The organism is Microbispora triticiradicis, from assembly GCF_005864065.1.
GTDB classification, from domain to species: domain Bacteria; phylum Actinomycetota; class Actinomycetes; order Streptosporangiales; family Streptosporangiaceae; genus Microbispora; species Microbispora triticiradicis.
Map to the genome: position 1 here is coordinate 18,954 of NZ_VANP01000018.1, position 21,117 is coordinate 40,070.

The window sequence follows — 21,117 nt, forward strand, 5'->3', positions numbered from 1 at the left end:
ATGGACAGCGCCATCGTTTTTCCCGGCATGGGGCCGTGCGACTTCGCGACCGTGGCCAGGTTCATGCTGGTCAACCCGGTCGCGAGGCGGCTGGTGGCGGTCGCCGGCGACGTGCTGGGATATGACCTCTTCGAGCGCTACCGCGAGACGAGCGGCGACTACTCCGAATACGCGCAGGTCGCCTTCTTCGTCAACTGCGTGGCGCTCGCGACGTGGGCGCGGGAGGAGTTCGGCGTCGAGCCGGGCCTGTGCGCCGGAGCGAGTTTCGGCGGCAAGGCCGCCGCCGTCCACTCCGGCGCGCTCGGCTTCGCCGACGGAGTGCGGCTCACCGCCGAACTGGTGCGGTACGAGACCGAGTACTTCGCGGCCGAGCACCCCGACGTGGTGACGCAGTCGTTCGTCCGGGTGCCCGGGGAGCGGCTGGCCGAACTGCTCGCCGAGATGGACGAACGCGGCGAGTGGTACGAGATCTCCTGCCATGTCGACGACGACTTCCACATGCTGTCCGTGCACCGTGACGTGCTCGACGGCCTGCGGAGCCGGCTGCGGGCGCACGGCGGGCTCCCGCTGTATGTCATGGACCCGCCCCTGCACTGCCGCGCCTTCGGCGGCCTGCGGGACAGGGTGGAGGCCGAACTGTTCCCCACGCTCACGTTCACGGACCCGGCGATTCCGGTCGTCGCGGACCAGGACGGCTCGCCGCGGGACACCGCGGCCGGCGTCCGGGACATCCTGCTGGACGGGATCGTCCGCCCGGTCCGCTGGCCGGCCGTCGTCGGGACACTGCGGGAGCGGGGCGTCAGGAAGCTGTACGTCTCCGGACCCGACCAGCTCTGGGGCCGGGTGGGCGTCACCACCCGCAACTTCGAGGTCGTCGCGCTCGACCCGCGCTGGGCCACGCGCCCGCGCCGGCGGGACCGCGCCGCCCAGGAGCACCGCACGGCCCAGCTGCACCGCGCCGCCCAGGAGCGCGGCGCCGCGCAAGAGAACCTCGCCCGAGCCGGGGCGAGCCTTTCCTAGAAGACCACCCCGTGGAGAGAGTCATCATGTGGGACGAGCGATTCGAGACCATACTCCGCAAACACCTGCCGTTCCTGCCGGACGGGGCCCAGCTCACGGAGGGCAGCGACCTGCGTGACCTCGGCCTCGACTCGCTGAGCATGGTCGACCTGCTCGCGTCGCTGGAGAGCACCTACCAGGTCCGCTTCCGCGACGACATGCTCAGCCTCGGCAACTTCGCCACTCCGGGCGCGCTCTGGGCGACGCTCAGCAGCGTGACATGACCGGCGTGACCGACGACCACGCGCTGTACGCCCGGTTCCTGCGCGGGCTCGCGCTGGCACCCGATCGCCCGGCCGTCAGGGACGGCGATCGGGTGCTCACCTACGCGGAGCTCCACGAGCACGCGCTCCGCCTGGCGGGTGCGCTGCTCGACGTCGTGGGCGCGCGGCCGAAGGCGGTCGGCGTGCTGGCCGGCAAGTCCGTGGAGAGCTACGCCGGCATCCTCGCCGGTCTCTACTCCGGTGCGGCGGTCGCGCCGCTGCACCCGGACTTCCCGGTCGAGCGGACCCGGCGCATGCTGACCGCCGCGGACGTCTCCGTGGTGCTCGGCGACGCCCACGGGCGGCGGATGCTCGACGAGATCGCCGCGTCGGGCACGGACATCCCGGTGATCGGCCTCGACCGGCCGGCCGCCGGGACGGCGCTCGACGCCCCCCTTCCGGTGGCGCCGACCGACATCGCGTACCTGCTGTTCACCTCCGGATCGACGGGCCGGCCGAAGGGTGTGCCGATCACGCACGCCAGCACCGCCCACTACTTCCGGCTGATGGACGAGCGCTACGACTTCGGTCCGGACGACGTGTTCTCGCAGACGTTCGACCTGAACTTCGACTGCGCGATGTTCGACATGTTCTGCGCGTGGGGCGCGGGCGCGAGCGTGCACCCGGTGCCGGCCACCGCGTACCTCGACCTGCCGGCCTTCCTGGCGGAACGGCGGATGACCGTCTGGTTCTCCACGCCGAGCGGCATCGTCCTGGTCCGCAAGCGAGGCGGCCTCACGCCCGGCTCGATGCCGACGCTCCGCTGGAGCCTGTTCGCGGGCGAGGCGCTGCGCGGGGACGACGCCGCGGACTGGCAGGCCGCCGCCCCCGGGTCGACTCTGGAGAACATCTACGGTCCCACCGAGCTGACCATCACCGTCACCGGGCACCGCTGGTCGCCGGAGACCTCGCCGGGGCTGTGCGTCAACGGCCTGGCGCCGATCGGCACGGTGCACGAGGGCCACGACTGGCTGCTGCGCACCGCGGACGGCGAGCACAGCGACACCGAGGGCGAGCTGTGCATCACCGGCCCGCAGCTGACCTCCGGTTATCTGGACCCGGACGACAACGAGGGCCGGTTCCTGCACCACGACGGCCGCGGCTGGTACCGCACCGGAGACCGCGTGCGGGTCCTGCCGAACGGCGAACTGGTCTATCTGGGACGGCTGGACTCGCAGGTGCAGGTCCAGGGCTGGCGGGTGGAGCTCGCCGAGATCGAGCACGCCCTGCGCTCCTGCCCCGGCGTCCAGGACGCCGTCGCGGTGACCCGTACGGTCGAGGGCACCACCGAGCTGGTGACCTTCTACACCGGCGTGCCCACCCAGCAGGCCGAACTGGCCGGCCGGCTGCGCCGGGTGCTGCCGTCCGGTCTGCTGCCGCGGGAGTACCGGCACGTCGAGGACTTCCCGCTGAACTCCAACCGGAAGGTCGACCGGGCCCGGCTCGCCCGGGAGGCCGCCGGGATCGACTGAAGCGCCACTCGTCCGAAGCACCCTCCCGAGGGCACGGCCCTCCCCGGTGGTCCCACCCCCCACCCCCAGCCACCGGGGAGGGCCGTGGCATGCCCGCACCCATGTGTCCGTGCTCGTACCTCCGCGCCGCCTGGCCGGCCGTGAAGGTTCCGTACGGCGAACCCGTACGACGAAAAGGCGACCGGTCCTCGCGTCAGGCGCCTGACGCGAGGACCGGTCGCGGCTCGTGGCCCGGGCGGCTCACCCGTGCTGGGCGGCCAGCGCCAGGCGGTCCACCTTCCCGTTGGGCGTGAGGGGCAGCTCGCGCAGCTGCACGATGCGCTGCGGAGCCATGTAGTCGGGCAGCGTGGCCAGGCAGAACGCCTCCAGGTCGCGGTGTTCCAGCGCGGGCGCGCCGGGCTCCAGCACGACGAAGGCCGCGAGCACCGGATCTCCCTCCGGCCGCGGCAGCATCGTCGCCGCGGCCCCGGCGATGCCGGGGAACTCGAGGATCCGCCGCTCCACCTCGCCGAGCTCGACCCGGTTGCCCCGGATCTTCACCTGCGAGTCGGCCCGGCCGCAGAAGTACAGCTCGCCGGACTCGCCGAGATAGGCGAGGTCGCCCGTACGGAACACCGGCTGGCCGGAGCGCGGGTTGAGGGGGTCGGGCACGAGCGCCCTCGCGGTCGCCTCGGGGTCGTCCCAGTAGCCGCTGAACAGGGCGGCGCTGCGCAGGTAGAGCTCGCCGACGACGCCGGGCGTGTTGATCGGGTTGCCCGACTCGCCGATCAGCATCAGGTCGGCGCCCTGGTGCGCGCGGCCGATGGAGAGGCGCTTCTGGTCGGGCGGGAGGGGGTTGGGCACGTCGGTCAGGGAGGCGGCGATCGACTCCGTGCTGCCGAAGCAGTTCACGATCCGTACGCCGGGCAGCAGCTCCTGGATCCGCCGCAGCTCGGGAAGCGGGAAGTTCTCCCCGGAGTAGAGGATGCCGGTGATCCGGTTGAGCTCCGCCAGGGCGCCGGCCTCGTGCCGCAGCACCGGCCGCCAGATCGACGGCACCCCGTTGACCTGCGTGACCTGCGCGTCGCGCAGGAACCCGACGAACCGCCTGGGCCAGCGGAGCAGGTCGCGCGGCACCGGCACGACGGCGGCGCCGCTGCCGAGGGCGAGCGCGATGTCGAGCAGCGAGAAGTCGAACTGGAACGGCGACGTGGACGCCACCCGCCCGCCGGGGCCGACGATCTCGTGGGCCAGCATGCCGCGGAAGAAGGCGAGCGCCGCCCGGTGGCTCATCACCACCCCCTTCGGCCGGCCGGTGCTGCCCGACGTGAAGATCATGTACGCCGGGTCCGACGGGATCGGCGTGCGCCACTCGGCCCGGCGGCCCCGGGGGGCGGTGTCGATCCACACCCCGTCGGGGCCGAACACCCCGGTCCCGACCTCCGGCGGCACCTCGACCTCCGGCCGTCCGGCGGCGCGCAGGTAGAGCGCGGGCTCGGCCGACTGGACGATGGACAGCCGCCGCGCCTGCGGGGTCTCGCTGCTCACCGGGATGTAGGTGACGCCCCGCGCCGAACAGGCCAGGAACATCGCGATTCCGGCCGCGGTGGTGTCCGACTCCAGCACGACCCGGTCGCCGACGTCGAGGCCGGCCGCGTCGAGTCCGGCGGCGTACTCCTCCACCCGGCGCAGCAGGCCCTCGTACGTGATGACGTCGAATTCGCCGTCGCCGCGCGACTGTATGACGGCTGGACTGTCCGGCGTCCATTCCGCCCATTGCAATAAGAATTCGTGCAGCAGATCGTTACCCAGACGGATCCGGTGCAGAGACATATGGCCATGGATCACTATTTTTTGATAACACTCCACCGCGACTTCCGGCAACGGCGGGCGGCGCCGCCGCGGGCGAAGTCAGGGGGCGATAGGGGTTATTGGGCGGGTGATTCCCTGTCTTAGGGTTTGCGTAGATCGTGGGTGAGATGTGTCTGCCTTTTCAGGCACCTATATTTCGGCAGAGGTACGCCATGTCTGAGTCTGGGTTCGACGGGTCGTGGGCAGCGCGCATACCGGACGGAGGAGCGGCGCTGGCCGCCCGCCTGACCGGTCTGCCGCTCGCCGAGCAAAACCGCGTGCTGCTCGATCTGGTGTGCACGCAGACGGCCGCCGTGCTGCGGAAGTTCCGGCCGGACGACCCGGCCGAGGTCTCGCCCCGCCGGGCGTTCCGGGATCTCGGTCTCGACTCGATCGCCCTGGTCGAACTGCAGAGCCTGCTCAACGCCGTGACCGGGCTCGCGCTGGGGGTGAGCGCCGCCTTCGACCACCCGACACCGGCGTCCCTCGCCGCCTTCCTCCGTACGGAACTGCTCGGGGACACCGGCCCTGAGACCGGCCCGGAGCCGGTCGCCGGCGAGAGGCAGGCCGTCGACGAGCCGATCGCCATCGTCGGCATCGGCTGCCGCCTGCCCGGCGGGGTCGACTCGCCCGAAGGACTGTGGCGCCTGGTCGACGACGGCCGGCACGTTCTCACCGACTTCCCCGACGACCGCGGCTGGGACCTGGAGCGATTGTTCGACCCCGACCCGGACCAGCCCGGCACCACCTATCTGCGGCGCGGCGGCTTCCTGCCGGAGGCGACGCTCTTCGACGCGGACTTCTTCGGCATCAGCCCGCGCGAGGCGCAGACAATGGACCCGCAGCAGCGGCTCGTGCTGGAGACCGCCTGGGAGGCGATCGAGCGCGCCGGCATCGACCCGGCCTCGCTCGCGGGCAGCCGGTCCGGCGTCTACATCGGGGTCGAGCCCCAGGAGTACGGCCCCCGCATCGCCGACGCGCCCGACGGGCTCGACGGCTACCTGATCACCGGCAACGCGACCAGCGTGGTGGCCGGCCGGGTGGCGTACACGCTCGGGCTGCTCGGACCGGCGCTCGCGATCGACACCGCCTGCTCGGGCTCGCTCGTCGCGGTGCACGTCGCGGCGCAGGCCCTGCGCAACGGCGAGTGCGGTCTCGCGCTGGTGGGCGGAGTGGCCGTGCTGAGCAGCCCCGGGGTGTTCACGGCGTTCAGCAGGCTGCGCGGTCTCGCGCCGGACGGGATCTGCAAGCCGTTCGCCGAGGCCGCCGACGGCACCGGCTTCTCCGAGGGCGCGGCGGTGCTGGTCCTGGAGCGGCTGTCGGACGCGCGCCGCAACGGCCACACCGTGCACGCGGTCCTGCGCGGGTCGGCGATCAACCAGGACGGCGCGTCCAACGGCCTGACCGCGCCGAGCGGCCGCGCCCAGCGCCTGGTGATCCGGCAGGCGCTCGCCGACGCGGGGCTCGCGGCGTCCGACGTGGACGTGGTCGAGGCGCACGGCACCGGCACCACGCTCGGTGACCCCATCGAGGCGCAGGCGATCATCGACACGTACGGCCAGGGCCGCGAGCCGGACGACCCGCTGTGGCTGGGCTCGGTGAAGTCGAACATCGGCCACACCCAGGCGGCGGCCGGCGTCGTCGGCCTGATCAAGATGGTGCTGGCCATGCGGCACGGGGTGCTGCCGAAGACCCTGCACGTCGACCAGCCGTCGTCGGCCGTGAACTGGTCGGCGGGCCGGGTGTCGCTGCTGACCGAGCCCGTGCCCTGGCAGGAGAACGGACGGCCGCGACGGGCGGGCATATCGGCGTTCGGCGTCAGCGGCACCAACGCCCACGTGATCATCGAGGAGCCGCCGTCGGACGCCGCCGCCGCCTCCACGCCGCCGGCGGACGACGCTTCCGGTGCCGGCACGCGGCCGGTGGACGCCGCCGCGGCGGCCTCGGCACCGGCCGCGGACACGGCGTCGGCGCCTGAAGCGACGGCGCCCGACGAGACGGTGCCGGACCTGACGGCGGCGCCGTGCCTGGTTCCGGTGTCGGCCCGGGGAGACGACGCGCTGCGGGCCCAGGCGGCCCGGCTGCACGACCTGCTCGCGGCCGACGACACCGTGACGCCCGCGGACGCCGGATACTCCCTGGTGACCACCCGTACGGCGTTCCCGGACCGGGCGGTCGTCCTGGCTACCGGCCGGGACGAGTGCCTGCGCGGGCTGCGCGCCCTGTCCCAGGGCGAGAGCGGCCCGGACGTGGTCAGGGGGAGCGTCACCGGCGGCGCGCTGGCGTACCTGTTCACCGGGCAGGGCAGCCAGCGCCTGGACATGGGCCGCGAACTGTGCGGGACGTACCCCGTCTTCGCCGCCGCCCTCGACGACGCCGCCGGATATCTGGACCTCCAGCTCGACCGCCCGCTCCTGGACGTGCTGTTCGCCGAGCCCGGCACCCCCGAGGCCGATCTCCTCCACCAGACGGCGTACGCGCAGCCGGCCTTGTTCGCTCTGCAGGTCGCCGCCTACCGGCTGCTGGAGTCGTGGGGGGTGCGGCCGGACTACGTCGCCGGGCACTCGATCGGGGAGCTGGCCGCCGCGCACGTGGCCGGGGTGCTGTCGCTCGAGGACGCGGCCACGCTGGTCGCCGCGCGCGGCCGTCTGATGCAGGCCCTCCCGGCCGACGGCGCGATGGTCGCCATCCAGGCCGCCGAGGACGAGGTGACGCCGCTGCTCACCGGCCGCGCCGGAATCGCGGCGGTCAACGGCCCCCGGTCGGTCGTCGTGTCGGGCGACGAGGCGGAGGTGCTGGCCGTCGCGGCCCGGTTCGAGGCCGACGGCCGCAAGACCAGGCGGCTGCGGGTGAGCCACGCCTTCCACTCGCCGCTGATGGAGCCGATGCTCGCCGAGTTCGGGCGGGTGGCCGGGATCCTGACGTACTCGCCGCCGAGCGTGCCGGTCGTCTCCACGGTGACCGGCGAACTCGCCACCGCCGAGGAGCTGTGCTCGCCGGACTACTGGGTGCGGCACGTCCGTGAGGCCGTGCGGTTCCGCGACGGCGTCGCCGCGCTGCACGCCAGAGGCGTGGACACGTTCGTGGAGATCGGGCCGGACGGCGTGCTCAGCGCGATGGCCCAGGACTGCCTCGCCGACGTTTCCGGCGACCTCGCCTTCGTGCCCGTGCTGCGGCGGGACCGCGGCGAGGTGCGTCAGCTGCTGACCGCGGTCGCCGTCGCCCACACGCGCGGCGCCGCGCTGGAGGGATCGGCGTACGGCCCGGGGGCCCGCCGCGTCGACCTGCCCACGTACGCCTTTCAGGGCAGGCGTTTCTGGATGTCTCCGCAGGAGCCGAACGACGCGCTGGGCCTCGGCCAGGCGCCCGCGGACCACCCGCTCCTCGGCGCCGTGCTGCGCGCCGCCGGAGAGGACCGCGTCGTGCTGACCGGCCGCCTCTCCCTGCGGACGCATCCGTGGCTGGCCGACCACGTGATCTCGGGCCGGGTCCTGCTCCCGGGCACCGCCCTGCTCGAACTGGCCGTGTACGCCGGTGACCAGGCCGGCTGCCCGCAGGTCGAGGACCTGACCCTGCACGCCCCGCTGGTCGTGCCCGACCGGGGCGGAGTGTCGGTCCAGGTCGTTGTGGCCGAACCCGACGACGCCGGTCGGCGGGTGGTCGACGTCTTCTCCCGTCCGGATGGTGATGGGGACGGGGTGTGGGTGCGGCACGCGTCGGGTGTGGTGGGTCCGGTCGTGGGGGTGGCGGGGTTCGATCTGGCGGAGTGGCCGCCTCGGGGTGCCGAGGTGGTGGATGTGTCGTCGTGGTATCCGGAGTTGGCCGGTCGGGGGTATGGGTACGGGCCGGCGTTCCGGGGGTTGCGGAAGGTGTGGCGGGGTTCGGGGGAGGTGTTCGCGGAGGTCGCGTTGCCTGAGGGGGTGCAGGCGGGTGGGTTCGCGGTGCATCCGGCGTTGCTGGACGCGGTGTTGCAGGCGACCGACGTGGCCACCGATCCCGCGAGTGGTTCTGAGGGGGTGGATGCGGGGGCGGTGCGGTTGCCGTTCGCGTTCGGCGGGGTGAGTGTGTTCGCGGCGGGGGCGTCGCTGGTGCGGGTGCGGATCACTCCGGTGGCGGACGTGGCGGGGGATGCGGTGGCGTTGGAGATCGCCGACGCTTCTGGTGCGCCGGTGGCGTCGGTGGAGTCGTATGTGTGCCGGGCGATGTCGGCGCAGTCGGTCGGGGAGCGGGTCTACCGGATCGACTGGGTCCCCGCCCCGGTCACCGCTTCGGTCACTGCCCCGGCCCAGTCGGCCGCGGGGAAGCAGGAGTTCACCCGCCTGGACGTCACGGGTGCCGCCGAGGACGCGGGGGCGGAGGGCCTTTCGGGTGTGCCGTCGGCCGGTGTGCTCTCGGGGATGCGGTCGGTGGTGGCCGGGGTGTTGGAGCGGGTGCAGGAGTGGGTGACGGTTCCGGAGCCTGGTGGGCCGTTGGTGGTGGTCACGCGGGGTGCGGTGGGGCTGCCGGGTGAGGATGTGGATGTGTCGGTGGCGCCGGTGTGGGGGCTGGTGCGGTCGGCGATGGCCGAGTGGCCGGGCCGGTTCGTGCTGGCCGACATCGACGGGACCGCGGAGTCGGAGGCGGTGCTGGCCGCGGCGGTGGCCGCCGGTGAGCCCGAACTGCTGATCCGCGCGGGCCAGGTGCGAGTCCCGCGCCTGGCGGTAGTGACCCCCGGTTCCGAGCAGGCGGCTTCTGGCTCGGTGCCGGTGGGTTTCGGTGCTGGGGCGGTGGTGGTGACCGGGGGTGTCGGTGGGGTCGGGGCGCGGGTGGCGCGGCATCTGGTGACGGCCCATGGGGTGCGGTCGCTGGTGCTGGCCGGGCGTCGCGGTCCGGACACGCCCGGAGCCGATCTGCTGGCGGCGGAGCTGACCGAGTTGGGCGCTCAGGTGCGGGTGGTGGCCTGTGACGTGGCCGATCGGGAGGCGGTGGCGCGGCTGCTGGAGGAGGTGCCGGATCTGACGGCGGTGGTCCACGCGGCCGGGGTGCTGGACGACGGGCTGATCGAGTCGCTGACCCCGGACCGCCTGGACACCGTCTTCGCGCCCAAGGCCGACGCGGCCTGGCACCTGCACGAACTGACCCGCGACCGGAACCTCAGCGCCTTCGTCCTGTTCTCCTCCACGGCGACCCTGTTCGACGCGCCCGGTCAGGGCAACTACGCCGCGGCCAACGCCTTCCTCGACGCCCTGGCCGCCCACCGGCACGCTCACGGCCTGCCCGCCACCTCGCTGGCCTGGGGCCTGTGGGCCGGCGCCGGAATGGGCGCCGGACTGGACGAGGCCGCACTGGCGCGCATCGCGCGCTCGGGGCTGGTGCCGCTGTCGTCCGAGGAGAACCTCGCGCTGCTGGACGCCGGAATACGCAGCGGACTGCCCGCTGTGGTCCCGGTCCGGGTGGACCACCGGGTGGTCCGCGAACGCGCCGACGGGATCCCGACGCTGCTGCGCGGCCTGGTGCGCCCGGCGACGAAGCGCGCCGGCGCCCGCAACGCCCCCGCCGGCGGTGCCGGCGGCCTCGCCGAGCGGGTGGCCGGCCTGTCCGGCGCCGCGCGTGTCGACGCCCTGGTCGAGGTGGTCCGCGCCGAGGCAGCCGCCGTTCTCGGGCACGAGAGCGGCGCCGCCGTCGCGCCCGCGCGCGCGTTCAACGAACTCGGCTTCGACTCGCTCGCGGCGGTGGAACTGCGCAACCGGCTCAACGCGATCAGCGGCCTGAAGCTGAGCGCGACCCTGGTCTTCGACTACCCCACGCCCCTCGCGCTCGCCACCCACCTGGCCGAGACGATCGACGCGAAGCCGGTGCGGGCCCGTCAGGAGACCACCCTCGCCATCGCTCCCACCGAGGACATCGCGATCGTCGGCATGGCCTGCCGTTACCCCGGCGGTGTACGGTCGCCCGAGGACCTGTGGCGGCTGGTCGCCGACGGCGTCGACGCGATCGGCGAGTTCCCCACCGACCGGGGCTGGCCGCACGACGTGTACGACCCCGAGCTGAGCCGCCCCGCCACCAGCTACACCCGCGAAGGCGGTTTCCTGTACGACGCGGCGGACTTCGACGCCGACTTCTTCGGCATCAGCCCGCGCGAGGCACAGGCCATGGACCCGCAGCAGCGGCTGCTGCTGGAGGTCTCCTGGGAGGCGTTCGAGCGGGCGGGCATCGACCCGAGGTCCGTGCGCGGCAGCCGTACCGGCGTCTACGCGGGAGTCATGTACCACGACTGGGGCCTGCGGCTCGGCCCGCTGCCCGAGGAGATCGCCGCCTACCACGGCAACGGCAGCCTGGCCGGTGTCGCGTCCGGGCGGGTCGCGTACGTCTTCGGGCTGGAGGGCCCGGCGATGACCGTGGACACCGCCTGCTCGTCGTCGCTGGTCACCATCCACCTGGCCGCCGCCGGGCTGCGCGGGGGAGAGTGCGACCTGGCCCTCGCGGGCGGCGTCACCGTCATGTCCACCCCCGACACCTTCGTGGACATGAGCCGTCAGCGCGGATTGGCCGCCGACGGCCGGTGCAAGTCGTTCGGCGCCGGCGCGGACGGCGTCGGCTGGAGCGAGGGCATCGGTCTGCTGGTGCTGGAGCGGTTGTCGGACGCGCGGCGGCGTGGGCATCGGGTGCTGGGGGTGATCCGTGGTTCTGCGGTGAACCAGGATGGTGCGTCGAATGGGTTGACGGCGCCGAACGGTCCGTCGCAGCAGCGGGTGATCGGGCAGGCGCTGGCGGCGGCCGGGCTGAGTCCGGCTGACGTGGACGTGGTCGAGGGCCATGGCACGGGGACGACGCTGGGTGACCCGATCGAGGCGCAGGCGATCATCGCGACGTATGGGCAGGGCCGGGAGCGGCCGTTGTGGCTGGGGTCGGTGAAGTCGAACATCGGCCACACCCAGGCGGCGGCCGGCGTGGCCGGTGTGATCAAGATGGTGATGGCCATGCGCCATGGCGAGCTGCCCAGGTCGCTGCACGCCGCGGAGCCCTCACCCCAGGTGGACTGGGACGCCGGTCAGGTGCGGCTGCTGACCGAGCCGGTGGCCTGGCCCGAGGAGGGCAGGCCGCGCCGGGCTGCGGTGTCGTCGTTCGGGATCAGCGGCACCAACGCCCACGTGATCGTCGAGTCGGCGCCGGGCGAACCCGTACGGGAACCACGGCCCGCCCCCGCGACCGTGCCGCTGGTCGTGTCGGGCCGCACCCCGCAGGCGCTGCGCGCCCAGGCCGGACGGCTGCTGCCGTACCTGGAGACACTGCCGGACGCGGAGATCGGCGAGCTCGGCCGCGCCCTCGCCACCACACGCGCCGCGCTCGAATGCCGGGCCGTCGTGACCGGCACGGACCGGGCCGAGCTCGCGGCCGGCCTCGCCGCGCTGGCGGACGGCTCCACGCCCGCCGGAGCTGCCCGCGAGGGCAGGGTGGCGTTCCTGTTCACCGGGCAGGGCAGCCAGCGCCTCGGCATGGGCCGCGAGCTGTACGGCGCCTTCCCGGTCTTCGCCGAGGCGTTCGACGCCGTGCTCGCCGAGCTGGACCGCCATCTGGACCGGCCGCTGCGCGAGGTGCTGTGGGGCGAGGACGCCGATCTGGTCAACCAGACCGGCTACGCCCAGGCCGCGCTGTTCGCGCTGGAGGTCTCCCTCTACCGGCTGCTGGAGTCGTGGGGGACGCGGCCTGACTACGTCGCCGGGCACTCAATCGGCGAGCTGGCCGCCGCGCACGTGGCCGGGGTGCTGTCCCTGGCGGACGCGGCCCGCCTGGTCGCCGCGCGGGGCAGCCTGATGCAGGCCCTGCCGGCCGGAGGGGCGATGGTCGCCGTACGCGCGGCCGAGGAGCGGGTGCGCCCGCTGCTCGGCGACGGTGTGGACATCGCGGCGGTCAACGGGCCGGAGTCGGTCGTCATCTCCGGTGACGAGGCGGCCGTGTCGCGGGCCGCCGCCGCTCTCGCGGCCGACGGCCACCGGACGACCCCCCTGCGGGTGAGCCACGCCTTCCACTCGGCGCTGATGGAGCCGATGCTCGCCGGCTTCCGCGGGGTCGCGGAGGAGCTGTCGTTCGCGGCCCCGGCCATCCCCGTGGTGTCCACGCTCACGGGCACACTGGCCACGGCCGAGGAGCTGGGCTCGCCGGAGCACTGGGTGCGGCACGTGCGGGAGCCGGTCCGGTTCGCCGCCGCCGTGGGCGACCTCGCCGCCCGGAACGTCACCACCTTCGTCGAGCTCGGGCCGGACGCGGTGCTCGCCGCGATGGGGCAGGCCTGCGTCGCGGAGGACGCGGCCGCGTTCGTCGCCGTCGCCCGCAAGGGCCGCGACGAGGTGCGCGAACTCGTCGCCGGCCTCGGCCGCGCGTACGCGCACGGAGTGGCGGTCGACTGGGCCGCGTACTTCGGCGGCGACGCCCCGGCCGGGCTGGACCTGCCCACGTACGCCTTCCAGCGCAGGCGGTTCTGGCTCGACGGGTACACGTACGGCGCGGGTGACGTCGGCGCCGCCGGGCTGGACCACGTCACGCACCCGATCCTGTCGGCCGCCGTGGAGTCGCCGGAGTCCGGCGAAGCGGTGCTGACCGGCCGTGTCTCGCCGCGGACGCATCCGTGGCTGGCCGACCACGTGATCTCGGGCCGGGTCCTGTTCCCCGGCACCGGGTTCATCGAGCTGGCGACGCAGGCGGGCGACTGGGCGGGCTGCCCCAGCCTCGACGAGCTCGTCCTCGAAGCGCCGCTCGTGCTGCCCGCCGAGGGCGGGGTCGCCCTGCGGGTGGTCCTCGGCCCCGCCGGCGACGGCCTGACGCGCTCGGTGCAGATCTTCTCCCGTCCGGATGGTGATGGGGACGGGGTGTGGGTGCGGCACGCGTCGGGTGTGGTGGGTCCGGTCGTGGGGGTGGCGGGGTTCGATCTGGCGGAGTGGCCGCCTCGGGGTGCCGAGGTGGTGGATGTGTCGTCGTGGTATCCGGAGTTGGCCGGTCGGGGGTATGGGTACGGGCCGGCGTTCCGGGGGTTGCGGAAGGTGTGGCGGGGTTCGGGGGAGGTGTTCGCGGAGGTCGCGTTGCCTGAGGGGGTGCAGGCGGGTGGGTTCGCGGTGCATCCGGCGTTGCTGGACGCGGTGTTGCAGGCGACCGACGTGGCCACCGATCCGGCGTCCGACGCGGCGAGCGGGAACGCGGATGCGGGGGCGGTGCGGTTGCCGTTCGCGTTCGGCGGGGTGAGTGTGTTCGCGGCGGGGGCGTCGCTGGTGCGGGTGCGGATCACGCCGGTGGCGGACGTGGCGGGGGATGCGGTGGCGTTGGAGATCGCCGATGCCTTTGGTGCGCCGGTGGCGTCGGTGGAGTCGTATGTGTGCCGGGCGATGTCGGCGCAGTCGGTGGGGGAGCGGGTCTACCGGGTCGACTGGGTCCCCGCTCCGGTCACCGCTTCGGTCACTGCCCCGGCCCAGTCGGCCGCCGGGAGGCAGGAGTTCACCCGCCTGGACGTCACCGGCACCCCGGAGACGCTTCCGGGGATGCGGTCGGTGGTGGCCGGGGTGCTGGAGCGGGTGCAGGAGCAGGTAGCCGTTCCGGAGCCTGGTGGGCCGCTGGTGGTGGTCACGCGGGGTGCGGTGGGGCTGCCGGGTGAGGATGTGGATGTGTCGGTGGCGCCGGTGTGGGGGCTGGTGCGGTCGGCGATGGCCGAGTGGCCGGGCCGGTTCGTGCTGGCCGACATCGACGGGACCGAGGAGTCGGAGGCGGTGCTGGCCGCGGCGGTGGCCGCCGGTGAGCCCGAACTGCTGATCCGGGCGGGCCAGGTGCGAGTCCCGCGCCTGGCGGTGGTGACTCCCGGCTCCGAGCAGGCGACCTCGGGCAGCGCTCAGGTGCTTTCAGGCTCCGCGCCGGCGACCTCCGATGCCGACCAGGCGGCTTCCGGCTCCGTGCCAGTGGGCCTCGGCTCGGCCTCGGTGGCCTCCGGTTCCGACCAGGCGGCTTCCGGCTCGGGCTCGACGGCTTCCGGCTCCGCGTCGGTGGGTTTCGGTGCTGGGGCGGTGGTGGTGACCGGGGGTGTCGGTGGGGTCGGGGCGCGGGTGGCGCGGCATCTGGTGACGGCGCACGGGGTGCGGTCGCTGGTGCTGGCCGGGCGTCGCGGTCCGGACACGCCCGGAGCCGATCTGCTGGCGGCGGAGCTGACCGAGTTGGGCGCTCAGGTGCGGGTGGTGGCCTGTGACGTGGCCGATCGGGAGGCGGTGGCGCGGCTGCTGGAGGAGGTGCCGGATCTGACGGCGGTGGTCCACGCGGCCGGGGTGCTGGACGACGGGCTGATCGAGTCGCTGACCCCGGACCGGCTGGACACCGTCTTCGCGCCCAAGGCCGACGCGGCCTGGCACCTGCACGAGTTGACCCGCGACCGGAACCTCAGCGCCTTCGTCCTGTTCTCCAGCACCGCGAGCACGCTGGCCGGTGCGGGCCAGGGCAACTACGCCGCGGCCAACGCCTTCCTCGACGGCCTGGCCGCCCACCGGCACGCGCACGGACTGCCCGCCCTCTCGTTGCCGTGGCACCTGTGGACCGGCGCCGGAATGGCGGAGGGGCTCAGCGAGAGCGACGTCGCCCGCATCGAACGGCAGGGCATCACGCCGCTGTCGGCCGACGAGAGCCTCGCGCTGCTGGACGTCGCGCTGCGCGGCACGGATCCGGTGCAACTGCCGATCAAGCTGGACCGGGCCGCCCTGCGCGCCCGCACCGACGAACTGCCCGCACCGCTGCGCGCCTTCGCCGCCCGCGCAAAGGCGCAGGCGGTCACGAAGCCGGCGGCCGGCAACGCCCTCGCCGAGCGCCTGGCCGGCCGACCGGCAGCCGACCGCGACCGGATCCTGCTCGATCTCGTACGCGTGGACGTGGCGGCGGTGCTCGGTCACGCCGGGTCCGGCGAGATCGACCCGGACCGCCCGTTCACCGATCTCGGTTTCGACTCGCTGGCCGCGATGGAGTTCCGCAACCGGCTGGGCGCGTCGAGCGGCCTCACGCTGCCCGCGACGCTGGTCTTCGACCACCCGACCGCCCGCGCGGTCGCCGTACACCTCGCCGACCGCCTGGCCGGCCTGATGGGCGACAGCGTGGCGGACCGGGCCGGTGGAGCCACCGCGGACGTCCCGGCCACCCGCGCCGCGGAGCCGGTCGCGGACGAGCCGATCGCGATCGTGGGAATGGCCTGCCGTTACCCCGGCGGCGTACGGTCGCCCGAGGACCTGTGGCGGCTGGTCGCCGACGGCGTCGACGCGATCGGCGAGTTCCCCGCCGACCGCGGCTGGGACGACGGCGTCTACGACCCGGAACCGGGTGTGCCCGGCAAGACCTACACCCGCCGGGGCGGGTTCCTGTACGACGCCGCCGAGTTCGACCCCGAGTTCTTCGGCATCATGCCGCGCGAGGCGCTGGCCATGGACCCGCAGCAGCGGCTGCTGCTGCAGACGGCCTGGGAGGCGTTCGAGCGGGCGGGCATCGACCCGAGGGCCGCGCGCGGCAGCCGCACCGGCGTCTACGCCGGTGTGATGTACCACGAGTACGCCAGCAGGCTGCGCGAGGTCCCCGAGGAACTGGCCGGATACCTCGGCAACGGCAGCGCCGCCAGCGTCGCCTCCGGGCGCGTCGCGTACGCCTTCGGCCTGGAGGGCCCGGCCATCACCGTGGACACGGCGTGCTCGTCGTCGCTGGTGGCGGTGCACATGGCCCACCAGGCGCTGCAACGCGGCGAGATCGACCTGGCGCTGGCCGGAGGTGTCACGGTCATGCCGACCCCGGAGGTGTTCGTCGACTTCAGCCGCCAGCGGGGGCTGGCCGCCGACGGCCGGTGCAAGTCGTACGCCGGAGGGGCCGACGGCACCGCGTGGGGCGAGGGCGCCGGTCTGCTGGTGCTGGAGCGGTTGTCGGACGCGCGGCGGCGTGGGCATCGGGTGCTGGGGGTGATCCGTGGTTCGGCGGTGAACCAGGATGGTGCGTCGAATGGGTTGACGGCGCCGAACGGTCCGTCGCAGCAGCGGGTGATCGGTCAGGCGCTGGCGGCGGCCGGGCTGAGTCCGGCTGACGTGGACGTGGTCGAGGGCCATGGCACGGGGACGACGCTGGGTGACCCGATCGAGGCGCAGGCGATCATCGCGACGTATGGGCAGGGCCGGGAGCGGCCGTTGTGGCTGGGGTCGGTGAAGTCGAACATCGGCCACACCCAGGCGGCGGCCGGCGTGGCCGGTGTGATCAAGATGGTGATGGCGATGCGGGCGGGGACGGCGCCGCGCACCCTGCACGTGGACCAGCCGTCGCCACAGGTGGACTGGGACTCCGGCCAGGTGCGGCTGCTGACCGAGCCGGTGGCCTGGCCCGAGGAGGGCAGGCCGCGCCGGGCGGCGGTGTCGTCGTTCGGGCTCAGCGGCACCAACGCGCACCTGATCCTGGAGCAGGCGCCGGCCGAGGAGTCCTCGGCTGAGGAGACGCCGTCGTCCGGTCCCGCCGGCCTGCCGATCGTGCCTCTGGTGGTCTCCGGCCGGACAGCGCGGGCGCTGCGCGCCCAGGCGGGCCAGCTCCTGAATCATCTGGAGCTCCAGCCGGAGCTGGACCTTCGCGACGTCGGCTTCTCACTGGCCACCGGCCGGGCCGCGCACGCCCACCGCGCGGTGGTGCTCGCCGACGGGCGCGCCGCGGCGGAGCGCGGCCTGGCCGCGCTGGCCGCCGCCGACACCGTCGACCCCGGCGTGGCCGATCTCGTCACCGGAGTGACCGGCACCGGCGGGCAGACCGCGTTCCTGTTCACCGGGCAGGGCAGCCAGCGTCCCGGCATGGGCCGCGAGCTGTACGAGGCGTTCCCGGTCTTCGCGGAGGCGTTCGACGCCGTGCTCGCCGAGCTGGACCGGCACCTCAACCGGCACCTGGACCGGCAGCCCGATCACCACGGTGACCGGCCGCTGCGCGAGGTGCTGTGGGGCGAGGACGGCGATCTGGTCAACCAGACGGTGTACGCCCAGAGCGGCCTGTTCGCGCTGGAGGTGGCGCTCTACCGGCTGCTCGAATCCTGGGGGGTGCGGCCCGACTACCTCGCCGGGCACTCGATCGGCGAGCTCGCCGCGGCCCACGTCGCCGGGGTGCTCTCCCTACCCGACGCCGCCGCGCTGGTGGCGGCCCGCGGCGCGCTGATGCAGGCGCTGCCGCCCGGCGGCGCGATGGTCGCGGTCGCGGCCACCGAGGACGAGGTGACACCACTGCTGACCGGCCGGGCCGGCATCGCGGCGGTCAACGCGCCCGACTCGGTCGTGCTCTCCGGCGACGAGGCCGAGGTGCTCGCCGTCGCGGCCGAGCTGGCGGCGGCGGGACGCAAGACCACCCGGCTGCGGGTCTCGCACGCCTTCCACTCGCCGCTCATGGAGCCGATGCTGGACGGCCTGCGCGCGGTCGCCGCGTCGCTCACGTACACGGCCCCAGCGATTCCGGTCGTCTCGACGGTCACCGGCGAGGTCGTCGGCGCGGAGCTGTGCACCCCGGACTACTGGGTCGACCAGGTCCGGCGCCCGGTCCGCTTCGCCGCGGCCGTCTCGGCCCTGGCGGCGGCGGGCGTCACCCGCTTCACCGAACTCGGCCCGGACGGCGTGCTCACCGCCCTGGCCCAGCGGAGCGCGCCGGACACCGCGCTGTTCACGGCCACCGCCCGGCGCGACCGGCCCGAGCCGGCCGCCGTCCTGACCGCGCTCGCCCGCCTGCACTCCGGCGGCGTCCCCGTCGACTGGCGGGCGTTCTTCGCCGGAACCGGCGCACGGCAGGTGGACCTGCCGACCTATCCCTTCGAGAACAGCCGGTTCTGGCTCGACGCGCCGCAGGTCGCCGCCGACGCGACCGGGCTCGGCCAGCAGGCGTCCACGCATCCGCTGCTGTCGGCCGTCGTGGCCATGCCCGACGACCGGGTGGTGCTGACCGGGCGGCTGTCCACGGCCACCCAGCCCTGGCTGGCCGACCACCGGGTGCGGGGCCGGATCCTGCTGCCCGGCAGCGGCCTGGTCGAGCTCGCCCTACGCGCCGGTCAGGAGGTGGGCTGCGGCACCGTCGCCGAGCTGATCATGGAGGCGCCGCTCGTCGTGCCCGGCCGCGGCGCACTGGCGCTGCAGGTCACCGTGGAACCGCCGGACTCCGCCGGGGCGCGGGCGATCCACATCCACACCCGGCCGGAGGACGGCGGCGGGTGGACGCGGCACGCGGCCGGCACGCTCATGGCCGAGGACGATCCCGCCCTCGCCGAGGCCGCCGCCGATCTCACCCAGTGGCCGCCGCCCGGCGCCGCCGAGACGGCGATCACCGGCGGCTACGACCTGCTGGCCGCCCGCGGTTACGAGTACGGCCCGGCGTTCCAGGGGCTGCGGGCGGCCTGGCGCGACGGCGACGACGTCTACGCCGAGGTCGCCCTGCCCGAGCGGGCCGCGGCCGACGCGCGGAGGTTCGGCCTGCACCCGGCGCTGCTCGACGCGACCTTCCACGCCGACCTGCTGGACGAGCAGGGCCTGCGGGAAGGCCGCACGGTCATCCCGTTCGCCTGGACCGGCACGACCCTGCACACGGGTGGCGCCACCGCGCTGCGGGTGCACATCCGCAGGCTGCGCGGCGACGAACTGTCCACCATGACACTGGCCGACGACAGGGGCCGTACGGTCGCCACGGTGCGGCGGCTCGCCGCGCGGGAGGTGACCGGGACGGCCGGCGGCGACCCCCGGGGCGGGTCGGTCCTGCGGCTCGAATGGCGCGACCTGCCGCTGGAGGGGGCGACGGCCGGGACCGCACCGGTGCTGGCCGGGGCCGACCACTTCGGTCTCGCGCGGCGCGCCGGTGGCGCGCACGACGGCCTCGCCGCCCTGGTGTCGGCGATCGACGCCGGAGCCCCCGTGCCCGACCTGGTGATCCACCAGTGCCTCGCCGAGCCCGCCGAGGTCCCCGTGCGGACGCGGGCGGCCGTCCACGAGGTGCTGGACGTGCTGCGCTCCTGGCTGGCCGACGAGCGCCTCGCCGCCTCCCGGCTGGTGATCCTCACCAGGCACGCCGTCGGCGACGCGGACGGGACCGAGGGGCTGGCCCACGCGCCGGTCTGGGGCCTGGTCCGCGCGGCCCAGCAGGAGAACCCGGGCCGGTTCGTGCTCGTCGACACCGACGGCACCCCGGCGTCGACGGCCGTGCTGCTGCCCGCGATCCGGTCCGGGGAGGCGGAGATCATGCTGCGGCAGGGCGTCGCCCGCGTTCCCCGGCTGGCCCCGGCGACCGCGGACCGCGAGACGCCGCCGTGGGACCCGGACGGCACCGTGCTCGTCACCGGCGGCGCCGGCGGCCTCGGCGCACACCTCGCCCGGCACCTCGTCACCGCGCACGGCGTGCGGCACCTGCTGCTGACCAGCCGCCGCGGCCGGGACACCGAGGAGGCGCGGCGCCTGGAGCGCGAGCTGACCGGCCTCGGCGCGGAGGTGACGATCGCGGCGTGCGACGTGGCCGACCGGGCCGCGCTGGCCGGCGTGCTCGCCGCGATCCCGCCGGACCGGCCGCTCCGCGCGGTGGTCCACGCGGCCGGCGTGATGGACAACGCGCTGATCGGGTCGCTGACGCCCGCGCAGGTCGAGGCGGTGCTGCGGCCCAAGGTCGACGGCGCCTGGCACCTGCACGAGCTCACCGCCGATGCCGATCTGACCGCCTTCGTGCTGTTCTCCTCGTTCGCCGGACTGCTGATCGGCGCCGGGCAGGGCAACTACGCCGCGGCCAACCGCTTCCTCGACGCCCTCGCCGCCCATCGGGCGGCCTCCGGACGGCCCGCGACGTCACTGGCCTTCCCGCTCTGGGCGACGCGGACCGGGCTCGGCGGCGAGGCCGTCGACGGGGAGTCGGAGGAGCGCCGGATGGCCGCGCTCGGCATGCCCGCCCTGTCGACCGAGGACGGGTTGGCGCTGATCGACGCCGCGCTGACCCGGCCGGACGCGGTGCTGGTGCCGCTCCGGCTCGACCGGGCCGCGCTCGCCGCCGCGGAGTCCGTCCCGCCCATGCTGGCCGGTTTCGTCCCCGCGAAGGCGCGGTCGGAGGCGGCGCGGCCGGCGGAGCGGACCCTCGCCGAGCGGCTGGCGGACGCCGGACCGGCCGACCGGGACCGGATCCTGCTCGACCTGGTGCGGGCGGAGGTGGCGGCCGTGCGGCACGCCGACCCGGACGCGATCGACGTCGCCAGGGGCTTCACCGAGCTGGGCCTGGACTCGCTGGCCGCGATCGAACTGCGCAACCGGCTGTCGGCGGCCACCGGGCTGCGGCTGCCGGCGACGCTGATGTTCGACTATCCGAACCCACGGGAGCTGTCCGGCTACCTGCGGGAGGAGCTGCTGCCCGGCCTGCCCGACGAGGCGTCTCCGGAGGAGGGGCAGGCGGAGCCGAGCCTGCCGACGATGCAGGAAATCAACGATATGACGGTCAGCGACCTTGTGCGCGCGGCGTTGTCCGGGTCGAACTGAGCAGGA

The 21,117-nt window shown here is 74.4% G+C and carries 5 protein-coding genes; 4 read left to right on the forward strand and 1 reads right to left on the reverse strand.

Annotated elements, in window-relative coordinates; genetic code table 11:
• From FED44_RS31520 to FED44_RS31530, 3 genes are read left to right on the forward strand one after another with little or no spacing between them, the layout of a single operon-like run.
• Complete coding sequence (locus FED44_RS31520) at nucleotides 1-1,020, forward strand: ACP S-malonyltransferase (RefSeq protein ID WP_222867935.1); 1,020 nt, start codon at nucleotides 1-3, stop codon at nucleotides 1,018-1,020.
• A gap of 11 nt (nucleotides 1,021-1,031) precedes the next feature.
• A complete protein-coding gene (locus tag FED44_RS31525) occupies nucleotides 1,032-1,283 on the forward strand; it encodes a phosphopantetheine-binding protein (protein ID WP_220499459.1) in 252 nt (83 codons plus the stop codon).
• The gene (locus tag FED44_RS31530; RefSeq protein ID WP_138462957.1) at nucleotides 1,280-2,794 is read left to right on the forward strand and encodes an amino acid adenylation domain-containing protein; all 1,515 of its coding nucleotides are present in this window, start codon (nucleotides 1,280-1,282) and stop codon (nucleotides 2,792-2,794) included. Before FED44_RS31525 ends, FED44_RS31530 begins: the two co-directional genes overlap by 4 nt.
• A 240-nt stretch (nucleotides 2,795-3,034) precedes the next feature.
• Here FED44_RS31530 and FED44_RS31535 read toward each other — a convergent pair whose 3' ends face one another.
• Complete coding sequence (locus FED44_RS31535; protein ID WP_208759279.1) at nucleotides 3,035-4,555, reverse strand: AMP-binding protein; 1,521 nt, start codon at nucleotides 4,553-4,555, stop codon at nucleotides 3,035-3,037.
• 242 nt (nucleotides 4,556-4,797) lie between these two features.
• Between FED44_RS31535 and FED44_RS31540 the strand changes: the two genes are divergently transcribed.
• A complete protein-coding gene (locus FED44_RS31540; RefSeq protein ID WP_138462958.1) occupies nucleotides 4,798-21,111 on the forward strand; it encodes a type I polyketide synthase in 16,314 nt (5,437 codons plus the stop codon).
• Nucleotides 21,112-21,117: the final 6 nt, after the last annotated feature.

Bases quoted from the DNA above. Each gene is read 5' to 3' on its own strand.
- FED44_RS31520 (WP_222867935.1), top strand. From the start codon at position 1: ATGGACAGCGCCATCGTTTTTCCCGGCATGGGGCCGTGCGACTTCGCG.
- FED44_RS31530 (WP_138462957.1), top strand. From the start codon at position 1,280: ATGACCGGCGTGACCGACGACCACGCGCTGTACGCCCGGTTCCTGCGC.
- FED44_RS31540 (WP_138462958.1), top strand. From the start codon at position 4,798: ATGTCTGAGTCTGGGTTCGACGGGTCGTGGGCAGCGCGCATACCGGAC.